This is a genomic window from candidate division WOR-1 bacterium RIFOXYB2_FULL_36_35 (assembly GCA_001771505.1).
GTDB lineage: Bacteria > Margulisbacteria > WOR-1 > XYC2-FULL-46-14 > XYC2-FULL-37-10 > XYB2-FULL-36-35.
Genome location: MEUA01000048.1, coordinates 1,588 through 25,811, shown reverse-complemented (window position 1 = coordinate 25,811; position 24,224 = coordinate 1,588). Strand labels below are relative to the sequence as shown.

Sequence of the window (24,224 nt, the reverse complement as noted above, 5' to 3'; positions counted from 1 at the left end):
TAATTCAAAAATTGAAAGTTAACCCCGATTAGGATAATCGGGGTTAACCCTATGTTATTTTATAGGCGGAGTGTAAGTAAAACCTGTTAAAACATTAAAACCGCTAGCTGCTTTTGATTCAGGCTGTTTGCTAAGAGTTAGTCCACCGCCAATCATAAAATCTACAGTCCCAAACTTAGAAGTAACTCGAGGAACATAAGCCAAAAAGAAAGAACTGGAGACATAACCAGTATCGTTAGAATAGATTGTTTTTTCAAAATTTCCGTTCAAAGCCAGCCTATGCGAATCATTAATAGAAAAAACATTTCCACCTGAAACAGAAAGTTCAATATACGGACTATCCAAATCAGACGAATTGGCCAACAACTCTTCTCCTTGGTTCAAATAAGCTTCATTTATTTTTGCTCCGTCGGCATCTCTCGAAAACTTAAAAGAGATAAAAGGGGCAAAGCTGCCAAAGGCCCCTTTAAGTGTAACCTCTGTATTAACACCTAAAAATGACCTGCTTAAATACGGATTAACATACAGTGAAAACGAAGGGGCAAGCGCCGAAGGCTTGTTATTTTTATTCCATCTGAATATTTTTTCATGCTGAAATCCAAAGGTAAGCTTAGTGGTTGCAGCCGCCATATCTCGTTCATAATCTATTGGCAATCCCGTCTCTTCATCTTTATAAGATAAAGAATAATGCATTTCTTGGGAATCATATGATCCTCCCAGAGCAAAAAGACTTGATCCAAAGTCCCCGAAAGATTGTTTTCTGTTAACAGCCGCACTTAAATTATAACCTGATCCTGAAAGGTTCGGCCTATCAATTGTCCCCGCGTCAGAATTATTAAAAATAGGAGAATTAATTAATGTCATTCCTCCTCCAATTTTCAAAGATATAACACTAAAAGGAACTTTTGCTTCTGCAGAAAGGGACAACATCCCTCTAGAGTCGGCAGCAGAGCTAAACGAAAGATTAATTTTTTTATTATCATCAGCAGCTGTTTTTATTATGTCTTCAATCGGAAGGGCGCAATTTAATTTTGCTTCTAAAATGCTTTTATACTTTTGAATATATTTATCAGCAGAATCATACTCGGGAATTCCACAAAAATCATCCATACAAGAAGAAATAAATTTTTTAAACTTATCATCATCTGCTAGATCATATTTTAATCTTGTCCGCTGATCCGAAAAATTTCTAAGAAATTCTACAAACAAAAAAACAGTCATACCTGAAGGTAATTTATTTATAATCAATTCAAAATATTCTCTCAATGTTTTATCTTCCGGGACCAAAAACTTAAGCGCATCAATTATTTTTTCAATATCCTTCAAAGATAAAGTTATTCCTAAACTTAAATATAATTTTTCTATATCAGTCTGAACAACTGAGATATCCAAACTTTGATTGAACATTCCTGTTAAGTCCGCACCTAAATCAACTGCTCTCCCAGCCATTTCCACTCCAAGCTTACAAATATTATAAATTAGATAATATTCCACAGTGGCATCAATGCTATCTATATTATTAATTGCATAATATAAAAGGGGAGCAAGGTTCTCAGGTATTCTCTTTAAAAATTTCATAATAGGCATAGGATCGTGATCCCCAAGTCTAAAAGAGAGTACCTTTTTCGCATAATCAGGATTAATTGGATTTAAATTACTTTCAAAAAGCGCTGTTAAAGACTCTTGCCTGACTACATTTATAAATTGATTAGAAACAGCACAACCTCTATGTTTATAATCAACAGAAGCTTTTTCACAAACAACTTCTGGCTTCATTTTTGATATAATTTCAACAGCATTGAAAATAAAATTCTCCAACTGAGCCCCAGAAATTTGTTCTTTTACAACAAAAGAAACAGCCCACAACAAAACATTCCCCTCAAAAACAGTATCAATCTTTTCCAATAAGTCCTTAAGCTGTTTTTCAGAAACATTTCTCACTTTCTCTCTAATTTTTGTCAACAACTCTTTTTTGCCTTTTTTGCTTAGGCGATCAGAAAGATTAATAGTTGTTCCTTTTTTAGCGCTTTCGACAGTTCGGCCCGGATTGATGTTTGCCCCAGTTATATTTTCCATAAATAGATGGTTTCCCCTCTTTTAGATTGAATTTCACCCCTTATTTTACTATCGAAAAAACAAGCAACAAAATTGCACTGTAAAATGACCTCTTTTTCTACAAGGCCAGGCATGTTAGAATTAACTATTATGACAAATAAGAAAAAAATGAAAACAAAAATATTAATATTTATTCTATTAATAAGTTTAATAAGCCCTGCAATCGCACAACTAGGAGGAAAAACCAAGATGACAGAGGAGAAAAACACCGACAAACTGTATGCTACATTCGAAACAGATATGGGAGATATAACCTGTATCCTTTATTCTGAGGAAGCCCCAAAAACCGTTTCAAATTTTGTGGGCCTTGCAAAAGGAGAAAAAGAATGGACTGACCCAAAAACAAAAGAGAAGACAAATAATCCTCTATATAATGAAACAATCTTTCATAGGGTAATTCCCGATTTTATGATCCAAGGAGGAGATCCTTTGGGTATGGGATATGGTGGACCAGGATACCAATTTGAAGATGAAATAGATAAAAATCTGACATTTGATCAGCCCGGCCGTCTTGCCATGGCAAATGCAGGCCCTAACACAAATGGTTCACAGTTTTTTATTACAGTAGCCCCCACCCCATGGCTCAACGGACATCACACAATTTTTGGTCAGGTAATTAAGGGCCAAGATGTTGTTGAAAAAATTTCTCTCGTAAAAAAAGACACCAGAGATAAACCATTAAAAAATGTAACATTAAAAGATGTAATCATCAAAACAACCTTATAAAATGTTAAAAAATTTTTACAAACGCTTAAATATATTGGGAGGAGAAACAATTTGGCCTGTTAATCCCACACGCAATTTCCTAAAAAACCTAAAAAAGAATGTTCCTAGAAATTGCACAGTTTTTTTTGATTACAAGGAAGAGCCTGTCGATATAATAATATACTGGTTTAGGGCAAAAAAGAAAGAAAATTACAAAGAAATTTTTGAAGATTTGAAAAGTAAATACACCAAAGCATTATGGTTTGTCATATCAAAAGCGCCAAGCAATTTATCAAGAGAACGACTAAGGGATTTTGCGGCTCAGAATGGGATGATGCAAAACAAAACAGCCGACTTCACCAAAGATGAATACGGTCTTTGCTTTGTTTTTCGTTGAATCCATTTAAATTATAATGATAAGTCCAGAAAAGCAAAAAGCTCTTAAAGAAAGACTTGCAAAACTTAACATCAATAAAAGCAATGTTATAGAGAAGTTTGTACGATCAAGCGGCGCCGGAGGACAAAACGTAAATAAAATAGCATCTGCCGTATATTTAAAGCACGTGCCAACAGGAATAGAAGTAAAATTTCAACAGGAAAGATCACAAGCGTTAAACAGATTCCTGGCATGGCGGCTTTTGGCTGATAAAGCAGAAGAGATGATTTTGGGTGAAAAGAGTCGAGAACAAAAACGCATATACAAAATCAAAAGGCAAAAAAGAAAGAGATCTAAAAGGGCTAAAGAGAAGATTTTAAGAGAGAAAAAAATTGTCTCTGAAAAGAAAAAATCAAGAAAATCTCCATCTTTTTAACCTGTCAGGAAATTGACCCTAGTTATGATAATCGGAGTTAGTTTTGAGAAAACCCTACTCCCCCCAAATTTTTAGGCTCCGGAGCTTCTTTGATCTGTCCGAATTTTTTTTCATACATCTCTATGTTTTGCTGCAAAGCTTTTAGAAACTTTTTAGCATGAGTAGGCGAAGTAATAATTCTGGAATTTACTTTTCCTTTTGGAGGATGAACAAAAACAAAATCCAATATAAATTCATTCTCATTATGCGAAAGAATCGCCAAATTACTATAAATACCCTTTGCTATTTCATCATCAATTTCAACTTTAACTTCCTGTTCCGACATTTTTAATTTCTCCTTTTTTTATAAACTTTTGCTTTGCCTCTATTTTATAACACTTACAAACAAGAAACAAATGCAAGTTACAATAATATTATTTCGATAAATATTTATGTAGAATATATCTGATGAAATAAGAATAGTTTTTTAGCGATATATTGTTATGACAGACTATGGATGGTCGGAAGTTGGCAGTCGAAAATCATAATTAACAGAAGGAGAAAAAATATGTTTGTTCGTCGACCAGCAAGACTAAGCTTAGGGACTCAATCCTTCATACAAATGCAAATACGGAATAAAACAGTAATGCCCACATCCCAAGGTTTTCATTTTTTAGAAACCAGAATTACTTTAGAGAATGCACATCAATATTTTGATGAACTTTTTATTCAAATAGAAAAGTATGGTACTGAGAAACTTGAAGCATTTGGAAGTATGCTGGAAAATCAAAATGTTTCAGGCGACCTCTTCCAGGGGATAGCATCTGTTTTTGCAAAGAGATTAATAGAACATGTTGAAACTACTCCCTCAACCGATGGAATTGGCCTCTTTTTACATGCATTAACAGTTTCTAGCACTTATGAAGATGGTAAAACGGAAGCATTTCTTAACGCTATATCCGCCCAACATGGGATATCAATATTACAAGATTCCCAAAAACTTTTTGATAAAACGTGGAAAGAAATTAAAACTGAAGAAGATAGACGAAAACCGCTATCTGTAATGCTAAGCTTAAATGGAGCTAAAAACCCTCTTGTAAAAGGTTATGCGTTAAGCATGCTCTGCCATAAGATTGATAATCCGGAAGTTGAAGGGGCAATACTGAAAGAGGTATTGTTTGCAGATTCTTCTGATGTAAAAACTGAAGAAGATAGACAAGCGGTTGTCCAACTTGCGACACAGTGGAGATTAAGAAGCCTCGATTCTTGGAATAAAGATAAAGGCAATATAAGAAAAGTTGGAATAGTCTTAAAAGAAGCGCTTTCAGAAGAGTTAAAAACAATACAAGAAGAAGAAAGAGAGTATGAAGCAAAACTGGAAGAAATAAAAACGCTAAGAGATGATGCTTATAAGATAACAGATTCAGAAGCTCGCTCTGAAAAATTAAAAGCTATAGCAAAACAAGACGCAGAAGCTAAATTACTAGAAGATGCGTTTTTTGCTCATAAAGACAGTTTGACATGTATCATAGCATCTGTTTTCAAAGAACTTCATCTTGAAACTAGAGTCGGAAATCTTATAATTGATACCATTGCTAATCCTAAAAATCGTTTTGAAACACCTTGGGATTCAATTGCTAATCTAGCTTATATTGAAATTATAAAAACCGTATAGCCCCTTTTGGAGATTGGTCAACGCATTGGACATTACTTTTGTTCCCTGTTAAAATATAATCATGGCAACTGAAACTTTGCAGAAAATAGTTTTAATAGAGCAGGAAGCTGATAAAATAATTGAAAACGCTCAAAAAGAGGCAAAAATAATAGTTGTAAATGCCAAAAAAGAGGGAGAAAATCTTTTAATCCAAAGCAAAAAAAATGCGTGCGATAAGGTAAACATCCTTCTTGAAAAGGCAAAAACAGACGCTAAAAATGAAGGGGCTGAGATCTTAAAGAGAGCCGAAAATGAAATAGAAGATATCAAAAAAAAAGCAGCGTTTAAATTAAACGAAGCAAAAAAACTGATAAACTAATATGCCTACCGTAAAAATGCAAAAAGTTCTAATATGCGGAACTCAGGAAAACAAAGATACTGTCATAAAAAAACTCCATGAGTTAGGTGTCATCGAACTTACAGAGACAAATCTCCAAAAAGAAGAAAACACAAAGAATGAGGATTATGAGCTTGCAATAGCAGAAGTCGCAGCCGCAATCTCCTTCCTCGAAAAAGCAGCTCAAATTAAAAAGAGCTTTGTCGAAAGTTTTGCCCCGACCAAAAAAACAATACATCAAGAAGTTTTAATCAACGCCTATAAAAAAACAGATTGGAAGGAAACAGTAAAAAAAATAAAAACTATCGAAGGGGAACTCGCGAATATAAGAAATTTAAAATCAAAGCTGGAAACAGATATCGATAATTTAACTCCATGGCAAAGTCTTAATTTCAACCTTGATTTAGAAAACAAATTAAAAAGGACAATCATCATATTCGCAGAGTACGGGAAAAAGGATAAGATGGCGGCAGAAAAAAAGCTTGAGGATAAAAAGATATTTTTTGATATCAGCGTTGTCTCTTCAGCTGGAAATAAAGAATATGCCGCAATAATCGTTTTAAAAGAAAATGAAAAAGAAGTTTTGGATATCTTAAACGAAAACAGATTCCAATTAAGGGCGCTCCCTTATGCCAACTGTTGCGCAAATGAAGAACTAAAAAAATTAAGACAAGCCTTTGAAGAAATGATATACGAGAAAAAAGAGCTGGAAAAAGAGGCGCTCTCCCTTTCGACAAATATTGAGAATTTAACACTTGTCTATGACTATCTCCTGCTTAAAAAACAGGAAAAAGAGGCAAAAGGGTTTGTAAACAATACAAAAAGAGCGTATACAATGTCAGGTTGGATAAAAAAGAAAGAGAGAGAAAAGCTTTTAAATACGCTTCTTAACCTATCAAAAGAGATAGACGTAATCCCTGTTTTGCCGGGTGAAAACGAAATTATTCCAACCGCAATAGAAAATCCTCCCATGTTTAAGCCTTTTGAGCTTATAACCAAAATATTCGGAGTGCCAGGGACAAAAGAGGTCGACCCCACCCAAGCATTGTCTTTTTTCTATATAGTCTTTTTCGCAATATGCCTATCCGACGCCGCATACGGAGCAATTCTCGCAATAGCATCTTTTTATTTTTTAAAAAAACTTACCTTGTCCGAAGGTGGAAAAAACCTTCTCCTCCTCTTATTTTGGGGCGGAATACTATCTATCGCGGCAGGGATTTTAACAGGAAGTTATTTCGCTATAAATCTTGATGATCTGCCTAAAAGCAGCATAAAAGATGCTCTACTATACGTAAAAATCATAGATCCTGTTAAATCTCCCCTTACAATGCTTATCGCATCTCTTGCAATGGGAGTAATCCAAAATATTTGGGGACTTATAGTTGGTATGTACTGGAAAATAAAACAGAAAGAATACTTGGCCGGCATTTTTGATTTTGGGCTTTGGATATTTTTCCTGTTGGCGCTTGTCGCCCTCTTAATAGCAAACGCAATAGGACCAAATTTTGTATCTCTCACTTCTTACTTGAGCATGGCGGGAGCCATAATGCTTGTTTTAACTCAAGGCAGGAACGAACCTGGTTTCATAAAAAAAGCGATAGGCGGCATATTAAGCCTTTATCGCACAACAGCATTTCTGGGAGATACGCTTTCTTACTCAAGGCTTTTGGCTTTAATGATGACAACCAGTATTATCGGTTTAGTTGTAAATATATTGGCGGGAATCACCGCAACAAGCATTCCTATTTTTGGTTATGTTATAATGATTGTGATTTTGGTTGTCGGGCATCTTTTTAACCTTGTAGTCTCCGTGCTAGGCGCTTTTGTCCACTCAATGAGACTTCAGCTTGTCGAGTTTTTCGGCAAGTTTTATGAAGGGAGCGGACGTCCTTTTAAGCCGTTGGGCAGAGAGACAAAATATGTAGTTATAAAATAGGAGGATAAAAATGAACATAGGACTAGGACTTGCAGTAGCTGGAGCGGCAATTACGGCATTTTTGGGGGCTGTGGGCTCGGCATGGGGAATTGCAATCGCATCGGAAGCGGCAGGAGGAGTTTTAACTGAAGATCCGGAAAAATTTGGAAGAGTGCTTGTACTACTTGCGCTTCCGGGAACTCAAGGGTTTTACGCTTTTTTGGGCATGTTTTATGTAATGCTCAAAATAAATCTTTTGAAAGGCGGAATGCCAATTGACCTATCAACAGGCTTACAACTTTGTTTTGCGGCTCTTCCTGTAGGCGTTGTCGGCTTATTTTCGGCTTACTATCAAGGCCGCGCTTCAGCCGCAGGGATTTTGCTTCTCGCAAAACGCCCTGAAGAGATGGGTAAGGCTGTAATCCTCCCTGCGATGGTTGAAACATACGCTGTAGTAGGATTACTCGCAACAATTCTTCTTGTATCGGGGATTAAAGTCTAAATGGCTCTTTCCGATATAGAAAACAAAATAAAACAGGATACCAACATCGAGGCAGAAAATATAATCTCTGAAGCCAAAAGCCAAGCTATGCAGATTATTAAAGAGGCAGAAGCAAGGGCGGAAAAAGAAAGAGACGAAATTTTGTTCTCTGGCAAAAAAGAGGCTGAAGATTTAAAACGAGCGTTTATAACCCCTTTTAAGCTTGAATCAAAGAAAAAAATACTGGAAGAAAAAAGAAAAATACTTGATCTTATATTTGAAGGCAAATCAAAAGATTTAAAAGAAAAAAAAGAAATTGAAGTCGCAAAGGTTCTTTTCAGCTAAATGAATAAACTTGGATATGCGATAGGAAGAATAAGATCACTTGAGGCACAAATGCTTTCTACCTCACATTTTACTCGTATGGCAGAATCAAAAGATTTTGAATCATCTTTTTTTGTTTTGACCGAAACTTCTTATTCAGAAAAAATCGACCGGTTGTCTAACCCGTTTAACTTTGGTGAATTAGTCAACATCGAGCTTGATTTCATAAAAAGTTTTCTGATTAATATGGCTCCAGAATCCGAAATAATAGATGTATTGCTTAAAAAATTCAGCCTGCCTTATTTAACACTAATAGATTATATAAAAATGCTGGAAAAAACAGCTAAAAAAAACAATGTTTTTCTATTTAAAGAATATGTTGAAGCTTTTGCGGCCCTGCAAACTTTACTTTTAAACACAGAAACTGAAAACTTAACCATGGAAGAAGCGGCAGAAAAGATAAAATACAAAAATTATTCCAATGCCGTTTTAAAAAGCCTCCCTTCTAAAAATTTATTTGTATTAGAAAGAGAGATTGATAACCATTTAATAGAAATTGTACAAAAAGCAAAATATATGGCCTTTGGAATAGAACCTTTGATTGGCTTTTTAATAGGGAAAGAGATGGAGACAAAAAATATTAAGTTAATACTCACAGGCAAGTTGTTGGGTTTAGAAACAGAAGAGATCAAGAAACGTTTGAGGAAAGCGTATGTTTAAAGGAGAGGGATGAGCAATCAAGTAGCAATTATAGGCCCATATCAAATGGTTCTGCCGCTAAAAGAGAGCGGCATTGCAATATTTTCCTGCGATAATGGGAGGCAGGCGGAACAAATTTTAGACAAAATCCATCTTTCAAAAAAATTTGATGTCATATTTATTACGGAAGTTCTCGCATCAGACACACAAGAAAAAATCGCGGAACTTGAAAACAGTCTAAATATAGTTCTAATCCCCGATCACAAAGGGAGTATCGGCTTGTTTAAAGAAAGATTAAACGGCTTAATAAAGCATGCTTTGGGCGGAAGCTTAAACAAATAAAGGTAAAATCGATCTTGTTTTTAACCCTATCAATAACCCCATTTTTTTATGAAGAACAAAGATCTCTTCCGGTGAAAAATATTTAACAGCGGAAGAATCATCCAAAAACTCAGCCTCTTGAGATGTCAACTTATCATTTTTAATCTCTAGAACAGCAATTTCAATTTCTTCTCTTCGTTTAAAAGTCAAATTGCCTTGAGAAATTTTAAATCTTATATCACTAACTTTCATATACTGAATTAAACTACGGTATAACCTTGAAAGTTGTTCAGGACATAATGTTTCCAGTTTTTCACGTATCTTTTTGGTAGGATTTTCCTCCAATAAAACATCAAGAGCGCTTTCTAATCTCACCTGGAATCCTTTCAAATGCTTTACGAAAAAACAAAATATAAAAGTCAAAGAGATCACAGCATAATTAAAATCAGCTATATCAACATCAACTGATAATAATTTTCCTTTTGAAGAACCAGCCAAGAAAACCAGATTATTTACAGGAAAATCACTTGAAGAGAAGCCGCCTGCTTTTTTTTCGGGCATGAACCCCGATTTCCTAATCGGGGTGAATAATCGGGAATCATCCATAGTTGAAGCATAAGTTAACTCAGATAAAAAAGCTAAAAAAGCATAAGCAAATTCAGCCGTCTGACCGGTTTTTCTCCGTGGTACTTTGCTCTCAACAACTTTTAAAATATTCTCTATTTGATCAACACTAGATCTTTCAAGTAATCTTTTATATACAAAAACCACTAAAAATTGATAATCACCTTCTAAAGAAACACTACTTGTGCTTACCAACTTTCTTGCTTTTAAATAACACATCAAAATGTCTTCAATTTCTCTAACATCTTGTGTTTTAGAATTTTTATCAACAAAATTTTCGCTTATTGAAGAAAGTATCTGTTTTACATGCAAATCTAATTCCGGAAGCTGCTCCTTTACCACACTATAGTCATCAAGTTTAGACGATAAAAAAATAAAAACTCTTTTAGCATTTAATAAAATATTTGTAACGCTATTATAAGCAATATCCCTTATATTTGGAGCATACAAATGCAAGCTTCCACTCTTTCTTGCACGATTTAATCTGCCAATTTCTCTACTAAAAATTATTGAAATTTCCCTTTCACCATAATTTCTTGTAACAACCCTCATAATCCCTTGAATTTTCATATGTTTTTTATCGCTCCAATAATAAAAAAGTTTCACACAAATTATCATTACGGGACTGTTGCGAAATGGTCATTCCCGTGAAAACGGGAATCTATTTCTCAGAAAACAAGATAGATCCCCGCTTTCGCGGGGATGACAAATTGCAAAAACTGTCATTACGCAACAAGTCCATATGACCCCCGATTCATAATCAGTTCAACTCTGAACCCCGATTATCCTAATCGGGGTGAATAATCGCAACTCAAAATTCTTATCATCTTGACTTTCATAGAGTAATAATTTAATCTTAATAATGAAAAAGGAGCTCACATGATAAAAAAAGTAGCAGGGCCTCTTGTTGTCGCAAGTGTGCCTGGGTGTAAAAAGGGTGATCTTGTAAAAGTAGGAATGTTAAAACTTGGCGGCGAAATCATAGAAATTCGGGGTGATTTAGTATCAATTCAAGTATACGAAGAGACTTCCGGATTAAAAGTCGGCGATCCTGTCGAAAACACAGGGATGCCTCTCTCTGTTGAACTTGGGCCCGGCCTCCTCTCCACAATGTTTGACGGAATTCAAAGGCCTCTTGTTGAACTTGAAAAAGCATCTGGAGTATTTATTGCAAGAGGAGTCGAAGTCTTTTCTCTAAATAGAACAAAAAAATGGGAATTTACATCTGTTAAAAAAAACGGAGATGAAGTCTCAGTTGGAGATATAATAGGAACAGTTAAGGAGACTAGTCTTATTGTCCATAAGATAATGGTTCCGCACGGAATCCATGGCAAAATAGAGGAAATAAAATCAGGAGAGTTTACAATAGAAGATGTCATAGCAAAAATTGCAGGCAAAGAGATTAAAATGTATCAAAAATGGCCTGTAAGAAAAAGTAGAGGACTAAAACAAAAAGAATCGGTGAGCATTCCACTTACAACAGGACAACGGATAATAGATACGATGTTCCCATTGGCAAAAGGAGGATCTGCTTGTGTCCCAGGTCCCTTTGGAGCAGGCAAAACAGTAATTCAACATCAATTAGCAAAATGGGCAGATGCTGATATTATTGTTTTTGTAGGATGCGGCGAACGAGGGAACGAAATGACAGACGTATTGCAGGAATTTCCAGAACTTAAAGACCCAAGAACAGGTAAACCGCTACTTGAAAGGACTATCCTTATTGCAAATACATCTAACATGCCAATTGCCGCGCGTGAAGCCTCTATATATACAGGAGCCGCAATTGCAGAATATTTCCGTGACATGGGATACAATGTCGCCCTAATGGCAGACTCAACATCCAGATGGGCAGAAGCGCTTAGAGAGATGTCGGGAAGGCTCGAAGAGATGCCAGGGGAAGAAGGATACCCAGCATATCTTTCTTCGCGGCTTGCTGATTTCTATGAGAGATCGGGTTACGGAAAATGTTTTGGAATGCCAGAAAGAAAAGGGTCTCTAACAATTATCGGTTCGGTCTCCCCTCCGGGAGGAGATTTTTCAGAACCTGTTGTTCAAAACACTCTCCGTGTAACCAAGGTCTTCTGGGGATTAGATTATGCCCTGGCCCATAAGAGGCATTTCCCAGCTATAAACTGGCTTCAATCCTATTCCCTTTACGTAGACAACCTGTCAAAATATTTCAAAGAAAACATAGGAGAAGATTTCCCAGCAATCAGAGAAGAATCCTTGAAACTTTTGACTAAAGAAGCTGAGCTTGAAGAGATTGTAAGGCTTGTTGGAACAGAAGCTTTATCTCAGCAAGAACAGCTTATTTTGTTTATATGTAAACTGATAAGAGAAGATTTTTTGTATCAAAGCGCGTTTGATCCTATTGACCAATTTTCAAGTTTTAAAAAACAATATTGTCTACTCAGTTTAATAATAAACTTATACAAAAACGGATTAAGTCTTATAAGTGAAGGATTAGAAGCAAAGGAAATTCAAAAAATCAAAACCATATCAAAAATCTCAAAATTAAAACTTATAAAAGAGGAAGAGGTCGAAAAAGAGACAGAATCAATCAAGCAAGAACTAAAAATAAAATTAGAAAATTTAAGGGGCAGGATAAACAATGAGTAAAGCAACAGAAATTTACGGCCCGCTGCTTCTTGTTGAAGGTGTAACAGGCGCATTATACGACGAACTTATAGAAATAGAATTAAAAAACAAAGAGGTACGCTCAGGAAAAGTGCTCGAAGTAAAAGATGATAAAGCACTCATCCAAGTATTTGAAGGAACAGATGGAATAGACTTAAAAACAGTAAGCATAAAATTTAAAGGAAGGGGACTTGAACTTGGTGTATCAAAAGACCTTTTAGGCCGCATTTTTTCCGGCCTTGGCAAACCAATAGACGATGCGCCTGATATAATCTCCGAAAAAAGAATCGACATTAATGGTTCTTCTATTAATCCTTTTTCAAGGGATTATCCAAACAATTTTATTCAAACAGGGATATCTACAATTGATGGACTAAACACTTTAACAAGAGGCCAAAAACTGCCGATATTTTCAGGTTCAGGACTCCCCCACTCCCGTCTCGCCGCTCAAATTGCGAGACAGGCAAAAGTAAAAGGTGAAAGAGAAGAGTTTGCTGTCGTGTTTGGCGCGATGGGAATTACATTTGAAGACGCGGAATTTTTTATTAGAAAATTCAGGGAGACAGGCGCGATTGAAAACGCGGTTTTATTTATAAACCTTGCGTCTGATCCTGCTATAGAACGCATCGCAACCCCTCGAGTAGCATTAACTGCGGCAGAATACATGGCTTTTGATCTCAATATGCATGTTTTGGTGATTTTAACTGATATGACAAACTATTGCGAAAGTTTAAGAGAGGTCTCTGCCGCACGAAAAGAGGTCCCCGGACGAAGGGGATATCCCGGATATTTATATACAGATCTCGCAACAATTTATGAAAGAGCAGGGAGAATAAAAGGGAAAGAAGGCTCAATTACACTTATCCCCATTTTATCGATGCCCGATGATGATAAAACACATCCAATACCAGACTTAACAGGATACATAACAGAAGGACAAATTATTCTTGACAGAACTTTGGAAAGAAAAGGGATATACCCCCCCATTGACCCCCTTCCATCCCTTTCAAGGCTTAGAGATAAAGCTATCGGCGAAAACAAAACCAGAGAAGACCATCCAAACGTTGCAAACCAGCTTTTTGCCTCTTATTCGAAAGGAAGAGAAGTAAGGGAGCTTATGGTTATTTTGGGTGAAGCAGCGCTATCTGATACGGATAAAAAATATCTTAAATTCGCGGATTCTTTCGAAGATAAATTTATAAGGCAAGACGAAATGGAAGATAGAAGCATTGAAGAAACTCTTTCTATTGCATGGGAACTTTTGAAGATATTGCCCAAAGACGAGCTAAAGAGAATTAAGCCAGAGATTCTGGAAAAGTATTACTAAAAATTCAAATGAAAAGAAAAACCGCCGCAACAAGAATGCAGCTTTTGCTGACGAAAAGAAAACTTGCCCTTGCAAAAAGAGGACATAAACTTTTAAAAGACAAACTTGATGGGTTAATCCAAAAATTCCTCAAATTAAAAGATGATTTTTTAAGCCTTCACGACAAATTGGACCCCATACTAGCTAAAATTTTTAAAAAGGCTGTTTTTGGAACAGCTCTCTGTGATGAAGATTTCTTAAAAGAGACAGAGACAAAAAAAATTACTCCGATAAAAATAGAAACAGAGACAAAGAATATTATGGGAGTTAGGACAAAAGACTACACCCTACAACCTGGCGATTACGGACTTATGTCTGCAGGCGTAACCCTAGCAAGTTCGGTAGAATATAGAAGTGCGAGTAAAAATTTTTCTAAGATTTTGCCTGATTTATTAAAGTTTGCCGGCAAGAGCTACTCAATACAGCTTATGGCGACACAAATTATTGAAACTCGTCGTAGAGTAAATGCACTTGAATATGTTATGATACCAGAACTTGAAAAAACATCGTCAGAAATAAAAATGAAACTGTCAGAGATGGAACGAGCAAGCCAGGTTACAATGATTAAGATGAAAGATATTGTTTTAAATAAATGAAGAATGATTAATGACCTAATGCTTGAGAATATTTTTTCATTTTACCCTAGTTCTTGGCACTTTTAACCTTAGTCATTTTTCATTATAATTGGAGGTTAATATGAGATTTGAAATTGATGAAGAACATTTTACGGTAACAAATTTACTTATTCTTTTGATATCATGGTCCAACACCTGCTATTTATTGGTGCTATTCTTACGATCATGGTTACCCGTACTTATTTCAACTCTTTTAATAATAACGGGATTGGTACTTACCGTTGCAATGGTGATTATAACTATTTATGTGTCAATCAGATGGATAAAACATCATAAACTCGGCCTCTGGGTTTTAATAGGTATTGTTATTTTATTTATAATCTCATGGAGTTTTGAAGCGACGGTTAAAAAGATATTCTTTGAGCAGCAAGTTTATGAGTACGATCAAGTCTACTAGAGATTGATTGTTTCATCCCTTCTTGGTTTTTTATGTATTATCATTTATAAGTAATACCTCTTTAACTCCGTTTATTTTGTAAAGAGCATCTGTCAATGAATAAATCTCCCAACTTAGTCCTCCGACAAAACCTCTTGTCTCTTTTTGAAATAATCTTTTTAATTTTGGCAATACAGAGTCTTTAACGATGATCCTAATAACAGGATTTTCATTGACGACAGAAAAATGGGCTCCCAAAACAGGATATTTTATAGATGAAAGATTTGATCCATCATCTGAAACTAAACTATCAAACAAAACTGTCTTTTCAAAAAAATGCTTAACAACAACTTTAGTGATGGAACGACTATCCTTATTATATTCGATCTCCAGAGAATCGCCTTTGGCTTTTCCCCTAAATAAAACATTTAATGTTACCCCCCTATCTTCAGAGGAAGGATAAAACCCCAAAATTTTATCCTTAAAAGGTTGTCTATGAAAATAACTGTACATTTGATCAAAAGGCAAAGGCCTTATCCTTTCATTTAGCACATCAATAGCTGCCGCTTGCAATATCTCTTGTGAAGATCTGGTTAAAGAAAGCAAAGTGTTAAAGCCTGCATCATCAGGGACATAAAAAAAAGCTCTGACTGCGTTACCTATCAATTCAGGAATCTTTATCGATACATCCCCGGCTTCGAAGTCCAAAACAATTCGCCCTTCCCCATCCTTAACTAAAAAAGACATTAACTCCTTGCTTCTAACCCCTAAATAATAAGTAAACTCGGCTCTCATCCCTTCAAATTCAAAGGCTTCCAATTTTGTAAGCCTATCAACCTTTGTCTCTCTGCCATCATATACCGCCCAATTATCAGGAATGTCAGAGGAAATATCCACCACGTAATCAGACCTACCATCATCTATTTTTTTGCTTTTACCCTCTTTAAGGTATCTTTCAAAACTCGGAGTTAACGCTAAGCGATGCCATAGTCTATTTACCAGTAATTCTTTCGAAGATAAAACTTGGGACCTTTCTATAAACCTTAAAAAAGAATTTTTATTCATCATCAAAAAATTAATGTCTGAGCCTCTGCAAAGACCGGCATTTTTCCCTTCAATAAAAACCGTCATTTTTTTATTTAAATAAAAATAACGCAAGCCCCTTGTTCTTGTTGCTTGATCATAAGCATCCTCCACGTAAATAACAATCTCTTCTTTATCAGACTCTCTAAACAAATTAATTTCACAACAAAATTGCTCAATTGCCTTCCAATCAAAAACATCAATTTCGTCATAATAAAGTTTTCCATCCTCAATCACTTTATCCCGCAGCTTGTGCCTAAGTTCACTCGGCTTTAAAAACATATCCAATGTAGGGACTTTACCATACTGGTCGACCATTACTTTAAACCCTATGTTAGAAAAATACTCTAATAAGAAACCTGCAAGTGTAGTCTTACCAGACCCTGAATCACCTTCAAGAGTAATTATAACAGGGGTTCTTTTGTCATTTTGCTCTTCACATTTATTAAGAACTAATCTTACTATTTTATCTAAAAGCGGCTGAAAGGAAAAAAAATTCAATACAGACTGATAGGAAGCTGCCTTACAATAATCATCAAAACTTCTAGGCTCATCAGTATAAAGTAAATAAGGCAATTTACTTTCCGTCTGCCAAAAAATTCGGCCTGCTATACTTTCTCTTCCAAATTCAATTAGGCTGCGAGGAGTTAAGGACTTAACATCATAAGCAAATTGACTAAGATTCAAAGGTTTGGAAACCATATCCAAAATATCAGAAACAATCCCTTCTCTTGAAAAAATTAAACCATTTCCAAAGCAAGAGACAACAGGAGCCTCGGGTTGCTTAATTGGAATATAATCATCTATGAATTTCGAGACTGCTATCTGCAGTTCCAACATCCTATTTGAATGAGGGGTAAACTTTATGTTTGTCGCTAAGATTGAAGCTTCAATCTGTTCCCAATTAAAATTACAAAAAATATACGACATCACTTTATCAAGGATAGATTGTTTAACATACAACTTATAAAACCCCAAATTTCCGCATTCCAAAGACTCAAAGACTTCCGTACTATTAGGAAATACCGAATTTAAACGATGCACAACATCATCAAGGCATTCGCCTTTAAGAGCTACAACACCATAGTTTCCTTTGTTCTCGGAAATAAGGCTGGCTATATGATAAGCAAGTTTAACTCCATCTCCAAGGGAGAGGGCCTTTGAAGCAACAATTGCAGATAAAAACCCAAAGCCATATCCTGCATAAGCCTTAAAATCAAAAGGAATCCCATCCTGTTTTAATTTATCTTCAAAACATTTTTTTAAAATTAAACTGTTAGCTAAAAAGCCCGCCGCCCAACAAGGATTTTTTCTGACAGCCTTTGAAGACTGTTTCATCCTCAACAAAAAATCTAAAACATCAGATGCTGGAAATCCACCCATGCAAGATAATGCGTTTGATGCTTCAAGATAAGATTCTCTGACTGTGTTATTTCCATCCAAGGATAAAGAATCACCCCACCCCACATAAACCCTTCTATCTTTTACATTTAAAAATCCATGAAACAATCCAACCAAATCTAAAGCTTTATGTTTATCCCTCAAAGAACAGTTAGACGCTTTAGGCAAAAACGGCTTAATTAAGCTCTTTTTTCTCACTGAGTATACAATCACGTCACACCATCGAATATATTAATCCCGAGTTTCACATGAATTATGATAATCGTAGTGAAACTCGGGATTAATTGAAAATTCACCAAATTTTTAAATTTTTACCATGATATAATAGAAACATGAACAAAATAATAAATGTAGCAATAATAGCACACGTAGATCACGGGAAAACAACCCTAACCGACCATCTTTTAAGACAAGGAGGGGCCTTTTCTGAAAGGGACGAAGTTCCAGAACTTGTCATGGATTCAAACGACCTTGAAAAAGAACGTGGAATAACTATCTTTTCAAAAAATTGCGCTATCCGATACAAAGAGTATAAAATAAATATTGTCGATACCCCCGGACATGCCGATTTCGGCTCAGAAGTCGAAAGAGTTCTAAAAATGGTAGACAGCGTCCTCCTTCTTGTTGACGCTAAGGAAGGCCCGATGCCACAGACAAAATTTGTTTTGTCAAAATCTTTAAAGCTGGGATTGCGGCCAATTGTTGTAATAAACAAGATAGACAAATCGGGACAGCGGGCCCACAAGGTCATAGATAAAGTTTTTGATCTTTTTGTAAAACTTGACGCGACAGATGAACAACTGGACTTTCCGATAGTATATGCAATATCAAAACAGGGAATAGCAAAATATAATATTGAAGACGAAAGCCTTGATCTATCTCCTCTTTTTGAAACAATATTGAAGCATGTAAAACCCTATCCTGACAAAAGTTTAGAACCCCTTCAAATGCAGGTTACAAATTTAATTTACGACGACTATATCGGAAGGATTGGAATAGGAAGAATATATAGCGGAATACTTCAAAAAAACGGGAAGATTGTAGTTTGTAAAAGGGACAGCTCTATTGTTCCTGGCAAAATAACCAAGTTGTCAATCTTCGAAGGACTAAAACAAGTTGAAGTGTCAGACGCCGAATGTGGAGATATCGTTGCCGTTGCGGGAATTCCTGATATCACAATCGGAGAGACAATTTCAAATGAAGAGAATCCAAGACCAATGCCACTTCTTCAAATAGACGAACCTACGCTTACGATGGAATTTTTGGTTAATGATTCCCCGTTTGCCGGGCGTGAAGGGAAATTCGTCACAAACAGGCATATAAGAGAGAGGCTCGACAGAGAGCTTCAAACAAACGTAGGACTAAAAATTGAAGCGCTGGGAGGGATCGACGGCTTCAAAGTGGCAGGCCGGGGAGAGTTGCATCTTTCTATTTTACTTGAAAAGATGCGGCGTGAAGGATATGAAATACAAGTTGCCCAACCAAAGGTTATTTTTAAAACAATAAACAATGAAAAAATGGAGCCTATTGAACAGGCAAGCATTTCGGTTCCAGATGAATATGCGGGCTCTGTCATAGAAAAGTTGGGAAAAAGACGCGGAGAGATGCTTGACATGAATACAAAAAACGGGACTACTCATTTAACTTATATGGTTCCAACAAGAGGACTTTTAGGGTACAGAGCAGAATTTATCATGGATACAAAAAGTGAGGGGATACTTCATCACGCATTTTCAAAATATGAAAGATTCAAAGGAGAGATAAATAAAAGACAAAACGGCGTTTTAATCTCAGGTATTAACGGAAAAACAGCGGGTTATGCCTTAAACAATCTGCAAGAGAGGGCAACTCTTTTTATTGAACCCGGCGTTGAGGTCTATGAAGGGATGATTGTCGGTGAAAACAATCGCGGCCAAGATATGACCGTAAATCCATGCAAGGAAAAAAAATTGACAAACATAAGGGCAGCTGGAGCTGACGAAGCCATAAGACTTACTCCTCCCATTAAACTTACAATGGAACAGGCTCTTGAATTTATAGACGACGATGAACTTGTAGAAATTACGCCTAAAAACATAAGACTTAGAAAAAGGCTTTTAACAGAGAACGAAAGATCAAGGAATAAAAAATGAAGCTTACCGTTTTTACAGACGGGGCATCCAGAAATAATCCAGGGCATGCCGGAATCGGAATTGTAATAAAAAAAGACGGAAAAACAATTCTTGAAATATCAGATTATATCGGCAAAACAACCAATAATATCGCGGAATATATGGCAGCAATCAGAGGATTAACGGAAGCTTTAATATTGGGAGGAACAGAAATAGAGCTCTTTGCTGATTCTGAACTTTTAATTAAGCAAATAAAAAAGGAATACAGAGTAAAACATGAAGGGTTAAAACCTTTATACAATCAGATGCTGTCACTTATAAAAAAACTGAAAGTTTTCAAAGCCAAGCACATTAAAAGAGAAGAAAACAGAGAAGCAGACAAGCTTGCAAATATTGCCTTAGATAAAAAATCAGCTTATTGATTTTAACCCCGATTATCCTAATCGGGGTTCATAATCGGGATTTATGTTCTCACTACTAGCCTGGCATTCCAAACTTCAGAGGTGAAAGCATCTTTTAAAAACCTTTCAAACCTGGTGTTATCGTCCCCCTCAAGTTTAAGTTGCTTGACAATAAGCTCATGTTTTTTTCTTGCCTCTTCAAGAGAGACATTATAGTCCAGATCGAGAAGGACACAAGCCATCGCTTTTTTTAATATAAAAAAAACTTTATCAATAGAAGCTTTTTTATATTCCGGATTTCGAATGTTGACCATCAGTAAGCTCAAAGCTAAAACAGATTCAATGCTCTCTCTATCACCATTAAAAAAGGAAGGATTTACAAAATAGTCCCCATTTATGTATGTCAATATATTCTTACTCATTAGTAACTGAGCGATCCCCTGGTCAAGAGAAGAGAAAGTTTCACTTAGATGAATTCGATATCTATCATTAAATTTCCCTTCATTTAAAGCGCCAAGGATCCTTTCTCTTTCTTTCTTTTCATATGTGCTGAAAATTTTAACGCTCCAAACACTATCAACAAAAGCGCCTTCTAAAAATTTTTCAAATCTTTCCTGATGATATCTATCATTAATTGTAATCTGATCAATAAAAAGAGCATATCTGTTATTTGCCTCATATAAAGTAGAATTAAAATCCAGCCCCAAAAGCGCGCATGCCATCGCCTTTTTCAACCTCAAATAAACATTATCCACACACGCATCCAGATAAACAGGATTTCTATAGCCTTTGTATTTAAGCGTATCTTTTATTAAACCCTCTATACTCCTTCTCGTCCCGTCAAATGTAATAGGATCTATTACATATCCATTAGTATCAAAATTTAAGCGTAATATCCCATCAGACAAAAGAGACGCTAGAACCTCATTATTGCCAAAAGTTTGTAATACATCCAATACATATTCTTTATCAAAAATTCCACTAAAAATTCTTAAAACCCTCTTTTCCTCTTTTTGTTTATCCAGTTTAGGTTCTTCTTTTCCTTTATTTTCTGGCCTTCCAGAACTGTAAGGATCAGTATGAAATCCATCATCATGAAAACCGGATCTTCCTTGCGTAAATCCGTTCCACCACGGATCTGAATTATATCCCGCATTCTGATCAGACCGGCGGCTAGAATTACCCCCTTGCGTAGAATACCCTGCATAACCTGCTCCACCACCATAACCTGCCCCAAATGCGCTCCATGGATCATCCGCAACAGAAGTTGTTTTTCTCTTAGGGCCAGTCTTTTTACTTCTTTTTTTAAATTTTAGTTTTATTGCATCAAACGGCTGCTCTTCTATTTTCTTGCAAACATCTCTCATAACATTAAGTATTTTACTTGCCTCGGCAGCTTCGCTGCTGGAAGATGGATCACCAATAGCTCTGGACAAATATCTGGACAACCCAATAACACTGCTATAGCTGTCTCTTCTTACAGATTTTAATAAAGATATTATTCTGTCGGCTCTAGAAGGATCATCTATCGCTCTTCTAATATCATCAAAATTATTATAAGAAAAAAGGGATGTTGACCATCCTGATTCAATAAAAAATTTCTTCCGAATATTATCCTCCGGCGGCAAAACTTCATCAAGCCTCTCTTTTGAAATAAGACCAATCTCTTCTGCTCCCATCATTGCAAAAGCTCTTGTTTTCATCAAAGTATCCCAACTTTTTATATAATTCAAGCCGCTTCCGCCAAAACTTCCAGGAATTTTTGAAGTCACCAAAAAACCTCCATCTCCATCTGATTCCACGTAGCGCGCAGATACTAAAAGAGCCCAGTCATCAGGATCAAACATGTTACGGTCAACACAACCAAAAGATTTTTTTCCTGAAAAAGAGTTTATAAATCTGGCACGATCAATCTTTCCTGAATAATCAGCCCACCTGTCATAAGCGCTTTTTTGCGTAAGACCAAACCCATCTTCAACATCTTTTTCAGGTGCGGGCAAAGAAGAAAGAAGCTCGCCTGCTAAATAATCTAAAAAAGATTTAGCCTCTCTATCTCCTTTTAACCTACGCAAAAATGCACATCTTCTACCGTTTTCCATAATAGTTATCAATTCTTTCATCTGACTAAATTCCAAAGCGCTTAAACACAATCTGTGATTCTCATAAATTACATCCCCCAGATAGCTTCCATTTATTATTCTATTGAAATGCGTATGCCTGCAAAAAAACAACCATATGAATTGTAGTTTTTCACGCGATAAATCATCTATAAAATCTCCACTCTCGGCAAGAGTTTGTAATATTAAAGTCTTTTCAACATCTCCAACATAATGCAAAAAATTTTCAAAAAAAACTAGATCAAGATGAGCTAAAAATTTGCCTTTATTTTTAGCATTTAAAGCAAGAAACAGATCTTCATACATGTCTAATGTCAAAAAACCGCCATCTATCAAACGCGGCCATTTTTCAAAAACAATATTCTTTTCATGAGGGGAAAACGTATCAAATAAAATAGCTTTAGAATCATTTTCAGCAACACAATCTATTAATAAAGCTTTTGCTCCTACAGGCAAAGTATTAAATAATGTCACCAAGTCGTGGATATAAACATTTTGTTCTCCACGAAAATAAAGATTATTAGCGGTTGCTATTTGGCTTAATGTACGCCGCATCGAGCTCCCATTTCCCCTTTCAAACAAAACATCTATACTACGATCTGTGCTTCGAACAGCTAAAGCATCTTCTCTGTTTTGCATAGAAGGAGCAGCTTGAACTCTAAAAAATTTGATTAGCCCTTGTAAACTTTTTCTCTTTAAAACGCCACGTAAATCAGAATCGCTCCTTACACGCACAGCATATTTTTCAGAGAACCTGCCAACATCAATTCTTGCCACTTATATAACCTCCAAAAGTTTGACTTGCCTACATGCTTTTATCGACTATTTTCATCAAGGATTTCAAAAAATCTTTAAAAATTTGATTTTGGCTGATTTTTATCCTACAATTCCGTCATGAAGTATTTTACTATTTATTTTGTTCTATTTATTTTTTCGATTTTACTCTTTGCAAAGAGCTCTTTTGCTTTTGCCAATATAGGCAAGAATAATGAAGAGGAAAGGGTTTTAAAGCTTGAAGGGGTGCTTCTCTCTTTTGCATACAAAGAAAAAGCGTCATCTTCCGTTGATACTATTGAGATGACTTTTCTTGTAAAAAACAATAGTTTTACCCAAGAAAAGGTTTTAGATTTTTATGCATTTGGCGATGACATTGACATCTCTATACTTAAAGCGGGAGGAGTATATCAGATACAAACTGGAGCTTCTTATGTAATGGGATATAATCCTGATGCAAACAAACCGATTCCTCTTTATTTTATTAAAAAAGTTTCCGATCCTTTTGAGCTTGTTGTTGTCTTCAAAAAAGGAGTCTCTGTAAAAGATGCAGAATTTATTTTAGACAAACATGTCAAATATTATATAGAAGGGAACGATTATATAAAAAAAGGGAAAAGACTCTTTAGCGATTTTACAAAAAAAGGAAAAAGACCCTTTTATGAAACCGGCCTCAAGTTTGTTCTAAATTTTAGCAGTAAAAAAGATAAAGAGAAATTCATAAAGACAAGTAAAAACATAAACTTAATATACGAAGTATACACACCTTATTGGCATAGCAAATCCTTAATCAGTTAATTTTAATTCAATGAAAGCAAGCGGAAACTATTGATAGCTTTTAACATCTTCAGCTCAAACATCATTTTGTCATTAGGATATCTTTTTTTCATCTGTCTCTCAAGTGACTTAACAACACTACCCTTTAAATCATTTTTTTGCGCCTCATTTAAATAATCAAAATATTCTATTTTATTTGTCTTCGACAAGGCGAAGCGCGTAGCTGCCGCAGCGATTCTCTGGATTGTTGCTAAAGCGCGAGTCACAGTATTTGTAACGGAGAACAAAGGTGTTCTCATCATACTTAGTTTCAGTCCATGTCCAGTTGTTTCCTAATAAATGAGCTAGGGCTTGCAAAAAATTGGTTTCTTTTTGAACTCTGAATTTTCTACCAGTTAGAGCGCTTAACCGTTTAGCAACTTCTCTTCCATCCAGCAAACTTACATAAGTTAGGATTTCCCCTTCTTTTGAAGGATCGTCAAGAATAGCAATAAGTTTATCCGCATTATGCCCTGTC

The 24,224-nt window shown here is 35.7% G+C and carries 24 protein-coding genes and 1 pseudogene (1 of these 25 running past the window's edge); 17 read left to right on the top strand and 8 right to left on the bottom strand.

Annotated features, from left to right (window positions below; genetic code table 11):
• Positions 1-54: 54 nt before the first annotated feature.
• Both A2290_07770 and A2290_07765 read right to left on the bottom strand, forming a co-directional pair.
• A complete protein-coding gene (locus A2290_07770) occupies positions 55-2,076 on the bottom strand; it encodes a hypothetical protein (protein OGC13755.1) in 2,022 nt (673 codons plus the stop codon).
• A complete protein-coding gene (locus A2290_07765; GenBank protein OGC13754.1) occupies positions 2,064-2,303 on the bottom strand; it encodes a hypothetical protein in 240 nt (79 codons plus the stop codon). Before A2290_07765 ends, A2290_07770 begins: the two co-directional genes overlap by 13 nt.
• A gap of 1 nt (position 2,304) precedes the next feature.
• Between A2290_07765 and A2290_07760 the strand changes: the two genes are divergently transcribed.
• The 3 genes from A2290_07760 to A2290_07750 are packed head-to-tail and all read left to right on the top strand — an operon-like array spanning position 2,305 to position 3,632.
• The gene (locus tag A2290_07760) at positions 2,305-2,841 is read left to right on the top strand and encodes a peptidylprolyl isomerase (protein ID OGC13753.1); all 537 of its coding nucleotides are present in this window, start codon (positions 2,305-2,307) and stop codon (positions 2,839-2,841) included.
• 1 nt (position 2,842) lies between these two features.
• Complete coding sequence (locus A2290_07755; GenBank protein ID OGC13752.1) at positions 2,843-3,217, top strand: hypothetical protein; 375 nt, start codon at positions 2,843-2,845, stop codon at positions 3,215-3,217.
• A 16-nt stretch (positions 3,218-3,233) separates the two neighbouring features.
• Positions 3,234-3,632, top strand: a complete 399-nt coding sequence (locus A2290_07750) for a peptide chain release factor 1 (GenBank protein OGC13751.1) — start codon at positions 3,234-3,236, stop codon at positions 3,630-3,632.
• A 37-nt stretch (positions 3,633-3,669) separates the two neighbouring features.
• Here A2290_07750 and A2290_07745 read toward each other — a convergent pair whose 3' ends face one another.
• Complete coding sequence (locus tag A2290_07745; GenBank protein OGC13750.1) at positions 3,670-3,957, bottom strand: hypothetical protein; 288 nt, start codon at positions 3,955-3,957, stop codon at positions 3,670-3,672.
• Between the two features lie 300 nt (positions 3,958-4,257).
• On the opposite strand from A2290_07745, the gene A2290_07740 reads away from it, so the two are divergent.
• The 7 genes from A2290_07740 to A2290_07710 all read left to right on the top strand — a co-directional run bounded on the left by A2290_07740 (position 4,258) and on the right by A2290_07710 (position 9,423).
• On the top strand, positions 4,258-5,286 hold the full coding sequence (locus A2290_07740) for a hypothetical protein (GenBank protein OGC13749.1): 1,029 nt from the start codon (positions 4,258-4,260) through the stop codon (positions 5,284-5,286).
• Positions 5,287-5,347: 61 nt separating this feature from the next.
• Positions 5,348-5,644, top strand: a complete 297-nt coding sequence (locus tag A2290_07735; GenBank protein ID OGC13748.1) for a hypothetical protein — start codon at positions 5,348-5,350, stop codon at positions 5,642-5,644.
• 1 nt (position 5,645) lies between these two features.
• Positions 5,646-7,598 (top strand): hypothetical protein, encoded by a 1,953-nt coding sequence (locus A2290_07730; GenBank protein OGC13747.1) that lies wholly within the window; start codon positions 5,646-5,648, stop codon positions 7,596-7,598.
• 10 nt (positions 7,599-7,608) lie between these two features.
• Complete coding sequence (locus tag A2290_07725; protein OGC13746.1) at positions 7,609-8,079, top strand: permease; 471 nt, start codon at positions 7,609-7,611, stop codon at positions 8,077-8,079.
• Positions 8,080-8,403 (top strand): hypothetical protein, encoded by a 324-nt coding sequence (locus tag A2290_07720; GenBank protein OGC13745.1) that lies wholly within the window; start codon positions 8,080-8,082, stop codon positions 8,401-8,403.
• A complete protein-coding gene (locus tag A2290_07715) occupies positions 8,404-9,102 on the top strand; it encodes a hypothetical protein (GenBank protein OGC13744.1) in 699 nt (232 codons plus the stop codon). It abuts the gene before it with no gap.
• Positions 9,103-9,111: 9 nt separating this feature from the next.
• A complete protein-coding gene (locus tag A2290_07710) occupies positions 9,112-9,423 on the top strand; it encodes a hypothetical protein (protein OGC13743.1) in 312 nt (103 codons plus the stop codon).
• Here A2290_07710 and A2290_07705 read toward each other — a convergent pair.
• Positions 9,412-10,644, bottom strand: coding sequence for a hypothetical protein (locus A2290_07705; protein OGC13742.1), 1,233 nt, complete (start codon positions 10,642-10,644; stop codon positions 9,412-9,414). The genes A2290_07710 and A2290_07705 overlap by 12 nt on opposite strands.
• Before the next feature lie 261 nt (positions 10,645-10,905).
• Between A2290_07705 and A2290_07700 the strand changes: the two genes are divergently transcribed.
• The 4 genes from A2290_07700 to A2290_07685 all read left to right on the top strand — a co-directional run bounded on the left by A2290_07700 (position 10,906) and on the right by A2290_07685 (position 15,064).
• Positions 10,906-12,648 (top strand): V-type ATP synthase subunit A, encoded by a 1,743-nt coding sequence (locus tag A2290_07700; protein ID OGC13741.1) that lies wholly within the window; start codon positions 10,906-10,908, stop codon positions 12,646-12,648.
• Complete coding sequence (locus A2290_07695; GenBank protein ID OGC13740.1) at positions 12,641-13,993, top strand: V-type ATP synthase subunit B; 1,353 nt, start codon at positions 12,641-12,643, stop codon at positions 13,991-13,993. The genes A2290_07700 and A2290_07695 overlap by 8 nt, the downstream gene beginning before the upstream one ends.
• 8 nt (positions 13,994-14,001) lie before the next feature.
• Entirely contained in the window at positions 14,002-14,628 is a 627-nt protein-coding gene (locus tag A2290_07690; GenBank protein OGC13739.1) for a hypothetical protein, read from the top strand.
• 100 nt (positions 14,629-14,728) lie between these two features.
• Positions 14,729-15,064 carry a hypothetical protein gene (locus tag A2290_07685; protein ID OGC13738.1) on the top strand — a complete coding sequence of 112 codons (336 nt, stop codon included), beginning with the start codon at positions 14,729-14,731 and terminating at the stop codon, positions 15,062-15,064.
• Between the two features lie 30 nt (positions 15,065-15,094).
• Here the strand turns inward: A2290_07685 and A2290_07680 are convergent, their stop codons facing one another.
• Positions 15,095-17,725 carry a hypothetical protein gene (locus A2290_07680; GenBank protein ID OGC13737.1) on the bottom strand — a complete coding sequence of 877 codons (2,631 nt, stop codon included), beginning with the start codon at positions 17,723-17,725 and terminating at the stop codon, positions 15,095-15,097.
• 134 nt (positions 17,726-17,859) lie between these two features.
• Between A2290_07680 and A2290_07675 the strand changes: the two genes are divergently transcribed.
• Positions 17,860-19,659 carry a GTP-binding protein TypA gene (locus tag A2290_07675; GenBank protein OGC13736.1) on the top strand — a complete coding sequence of 600 codons (1,800 nt, stop codon included), beginning with the start codon at positions 17,860-17,862 and terminating at the stop codon, positions 19,657-19,659.
• On the top strand, positions 19,656-20,060 hold the full coding sequence (locus A2290_07670) for a hypothetical protein (GenBank protein OGC13735.1): 405 nt from the start codon (positions 19,656-19,658) through the stop codon (positions 20,058-20,060). The genes A2290_07675 and A2290_07670 overlap by 4 nt, the downstream gene beginning before the upstream one ends.
• 41 nt (positions 20,061-20,101) lie before the next feature.
• Here A2290_07670 and A2290_07665 read toward each other — a convergent pair whose 3' ends face one another.
• Positions 20,102-22,933, bottom strand: a complete 2,832-nt coding sequence (locus A2290_07665) for a hypothetical protein (GenBank protein OGC13734.1) — start codon at positions 22,931-22,933, stop codon at positions 20,102-20,104.
• Positions 22,934-23,050: 117 nt separating this feature from the next.
• On the opposite strand from A2290_07665, the gene A2290_07660 reads away from it, so the two are divergent.
• Complete coding sequence (locus A2290_07660) at positions 23,051-23,728, top strand: hypothetical protein (protein ID OGC13733.1); 678 nt, start codon at positions 23,051-23,053, stop codon at positions 23,726-23,728.
• Positions 23,729-23,730: 2 nt separating this feature from the next.
• On the opposite strand, the gene A2290_07655 is transcribed toward A2290_07660, so the two are convergent.
• Positions 23,731-23,916, bottom strand: a complete 186-nt coding sequence (locus A2290_07655) for a hypothetical protein (GenBank protein ID OGC13732.1) — start codon at positions 23,914-23,916, stop codon at positions 23,731-23,733.
• Positions 23,900-24,224, bottom strand: a pseudogene (locus tag A2290_07650) (hypothetical protein); it runs 89 nt beyond the window's last position. Before A2290_07650 ends, A2290_07655 begins: the two are co-directional and overlap by 17 nt.

What these genes read in the sequence shown, in the direction of transcription:
- A2290_07755 (OGC13752.1), top strand. Translation starts at nt 2,843, where the DNA reads ATGTTAAAAAATTTTTACAAACGCTTAAATATATTGGGAGGAGAAACA.
- A2290_07745 (OGC13750.1), bottom strand. Translation starts at nt 3,957, where the DNA reads ATGTCGGAACAGGAAGTTAAAGTTGAAATTGATGATGAAATAGCAAAG.
- A2290_07695 (OGC13740.1), top strand. Translation starts at nt 12,641, where the DNA reads ATGAGTAAAGCAACAGAAATTTACGGCCCGCTGCTTCTTGTTGAAGGT.
- A2290_07670 (OGC13735.1), top strand. Translation starts at nt 19,656, where the DNA reads ATGAAGCTTACCGTTTTTACAGACGGGGCATCCAGAAATAATCCAGGG.
- A2290_07700 (OGC13741.1), top strand. Translation starts at nt 10,906, where the DNA reads ATGATAAAAAAAGTAGCAGGGCCTCTTGTTGTCGCAAGTGTGCCTGGG.
- A2290_07735 (OGC13748.1), top strand. Translation starts at nt 5,348, where the DNA reads ATGGCAACTGAAACTTTGCAGAAAATAGTTTTAATAGAGCAGGAAGCT.
- A2290_07705 (OGC13742.1), bottom strand. Translation starts at nt 10,644, where the DNA reads ATGATAATTTGTGTGAAACTTTTTTATTATTGGAGCGATAAAAAACAT.
- A2290_07750 (OGC13751.1), top strand. Translation starts at nt 3,234, where the DNA reads ATGATAAGTCCAGAAAAGCAAAAAGCTCTTAAAGAAAGACTTGCAAAA.
- A2290_07685 (OGC13738.1), top strand. Translation starts at nt 14,729, where the DNA reads ATGAGATTTGAAATTGATGAAGAACATTTTACGGTAACAAATTTACTT.
- A2290_07690 (OGC13739.1), top strand. Translation starts at nt 14,002, where the DNA reads ATGAAAAGAAAAACCGCCGCAACAAGAATGCAGCTTTTGCTGACGAAA.
- A2290_07770 (OGC13755.1), bottom strand. Translation starts at nt 2,076, where the DNA reads ATGGAAAATATAACTGGGGCAAACATCAATCCGGGCCGAACTGTCGAA.
- A2290_07720 (OGC13745.1), top strand. Translation starts at nt 8,080, where the DNA reads ATGGCTCTTTCCGATATAGAAAACAAAATAAAACAGGATACCAACATC.
- A2290_07715 (OGC13744.1), top strand. Translation starts at nt 8,404, where the DNA reads ATGAATAAACTTGGATATGCGATAGGAAGAATAAGATCACTTGAGGCA.
- A2290_07660 (OGC13733.1), top strand. Translation starts at nt 23,051, where the DNA reads ATGAAGTATTTTACTATTTATTTTGTTCTATTTATTTTTTCGATTTTA.
- A2290_07740 (OGC13749.1), top strand. Translation starts at nt 4,258, where the DNA reads ATGCCCACATCCCAAGGTTTTCATTTTTTAGAAACCAGAATTACTTTA.
- A2290_07675 (OGC13736.1), top strand. Translation starts at nt 17,860, where the DNA reads ATGAACAAAATAATAAATGTAGCAATAATAGCACACGTAGATCACGGG.
- A2290_07710 (OGC13743.1), top strand. Translation starts at nt 9,112, where the DNA reads ATGAGCAATCAAGTAGCAATTATAGGCCCATATCAAATGGTTCTGCCG.
- A2290_07725 (OGC13746.1), top strand. Translation starts at nt 7,609, where the DNA reads ATGAACATAGGACTAGGACTTGCAGTAGCTGGAGCGGCAATTACGGCA.
- A2290_07760 (OGC13753.1), top strand. Translation starts at nt 2,305, where the DNA reads ATGACAGAGGAGAAAAACACCGACAAACTGTATGCTACATTCGAAACA.
- A2290_07730 (OGC13747.1), top strand. Translation starts at nt 5,646, where the DNA reads ATGCCTACCGTAAAAATGCAAAAAGTTCTAATATGCGGAACTCAGGAA.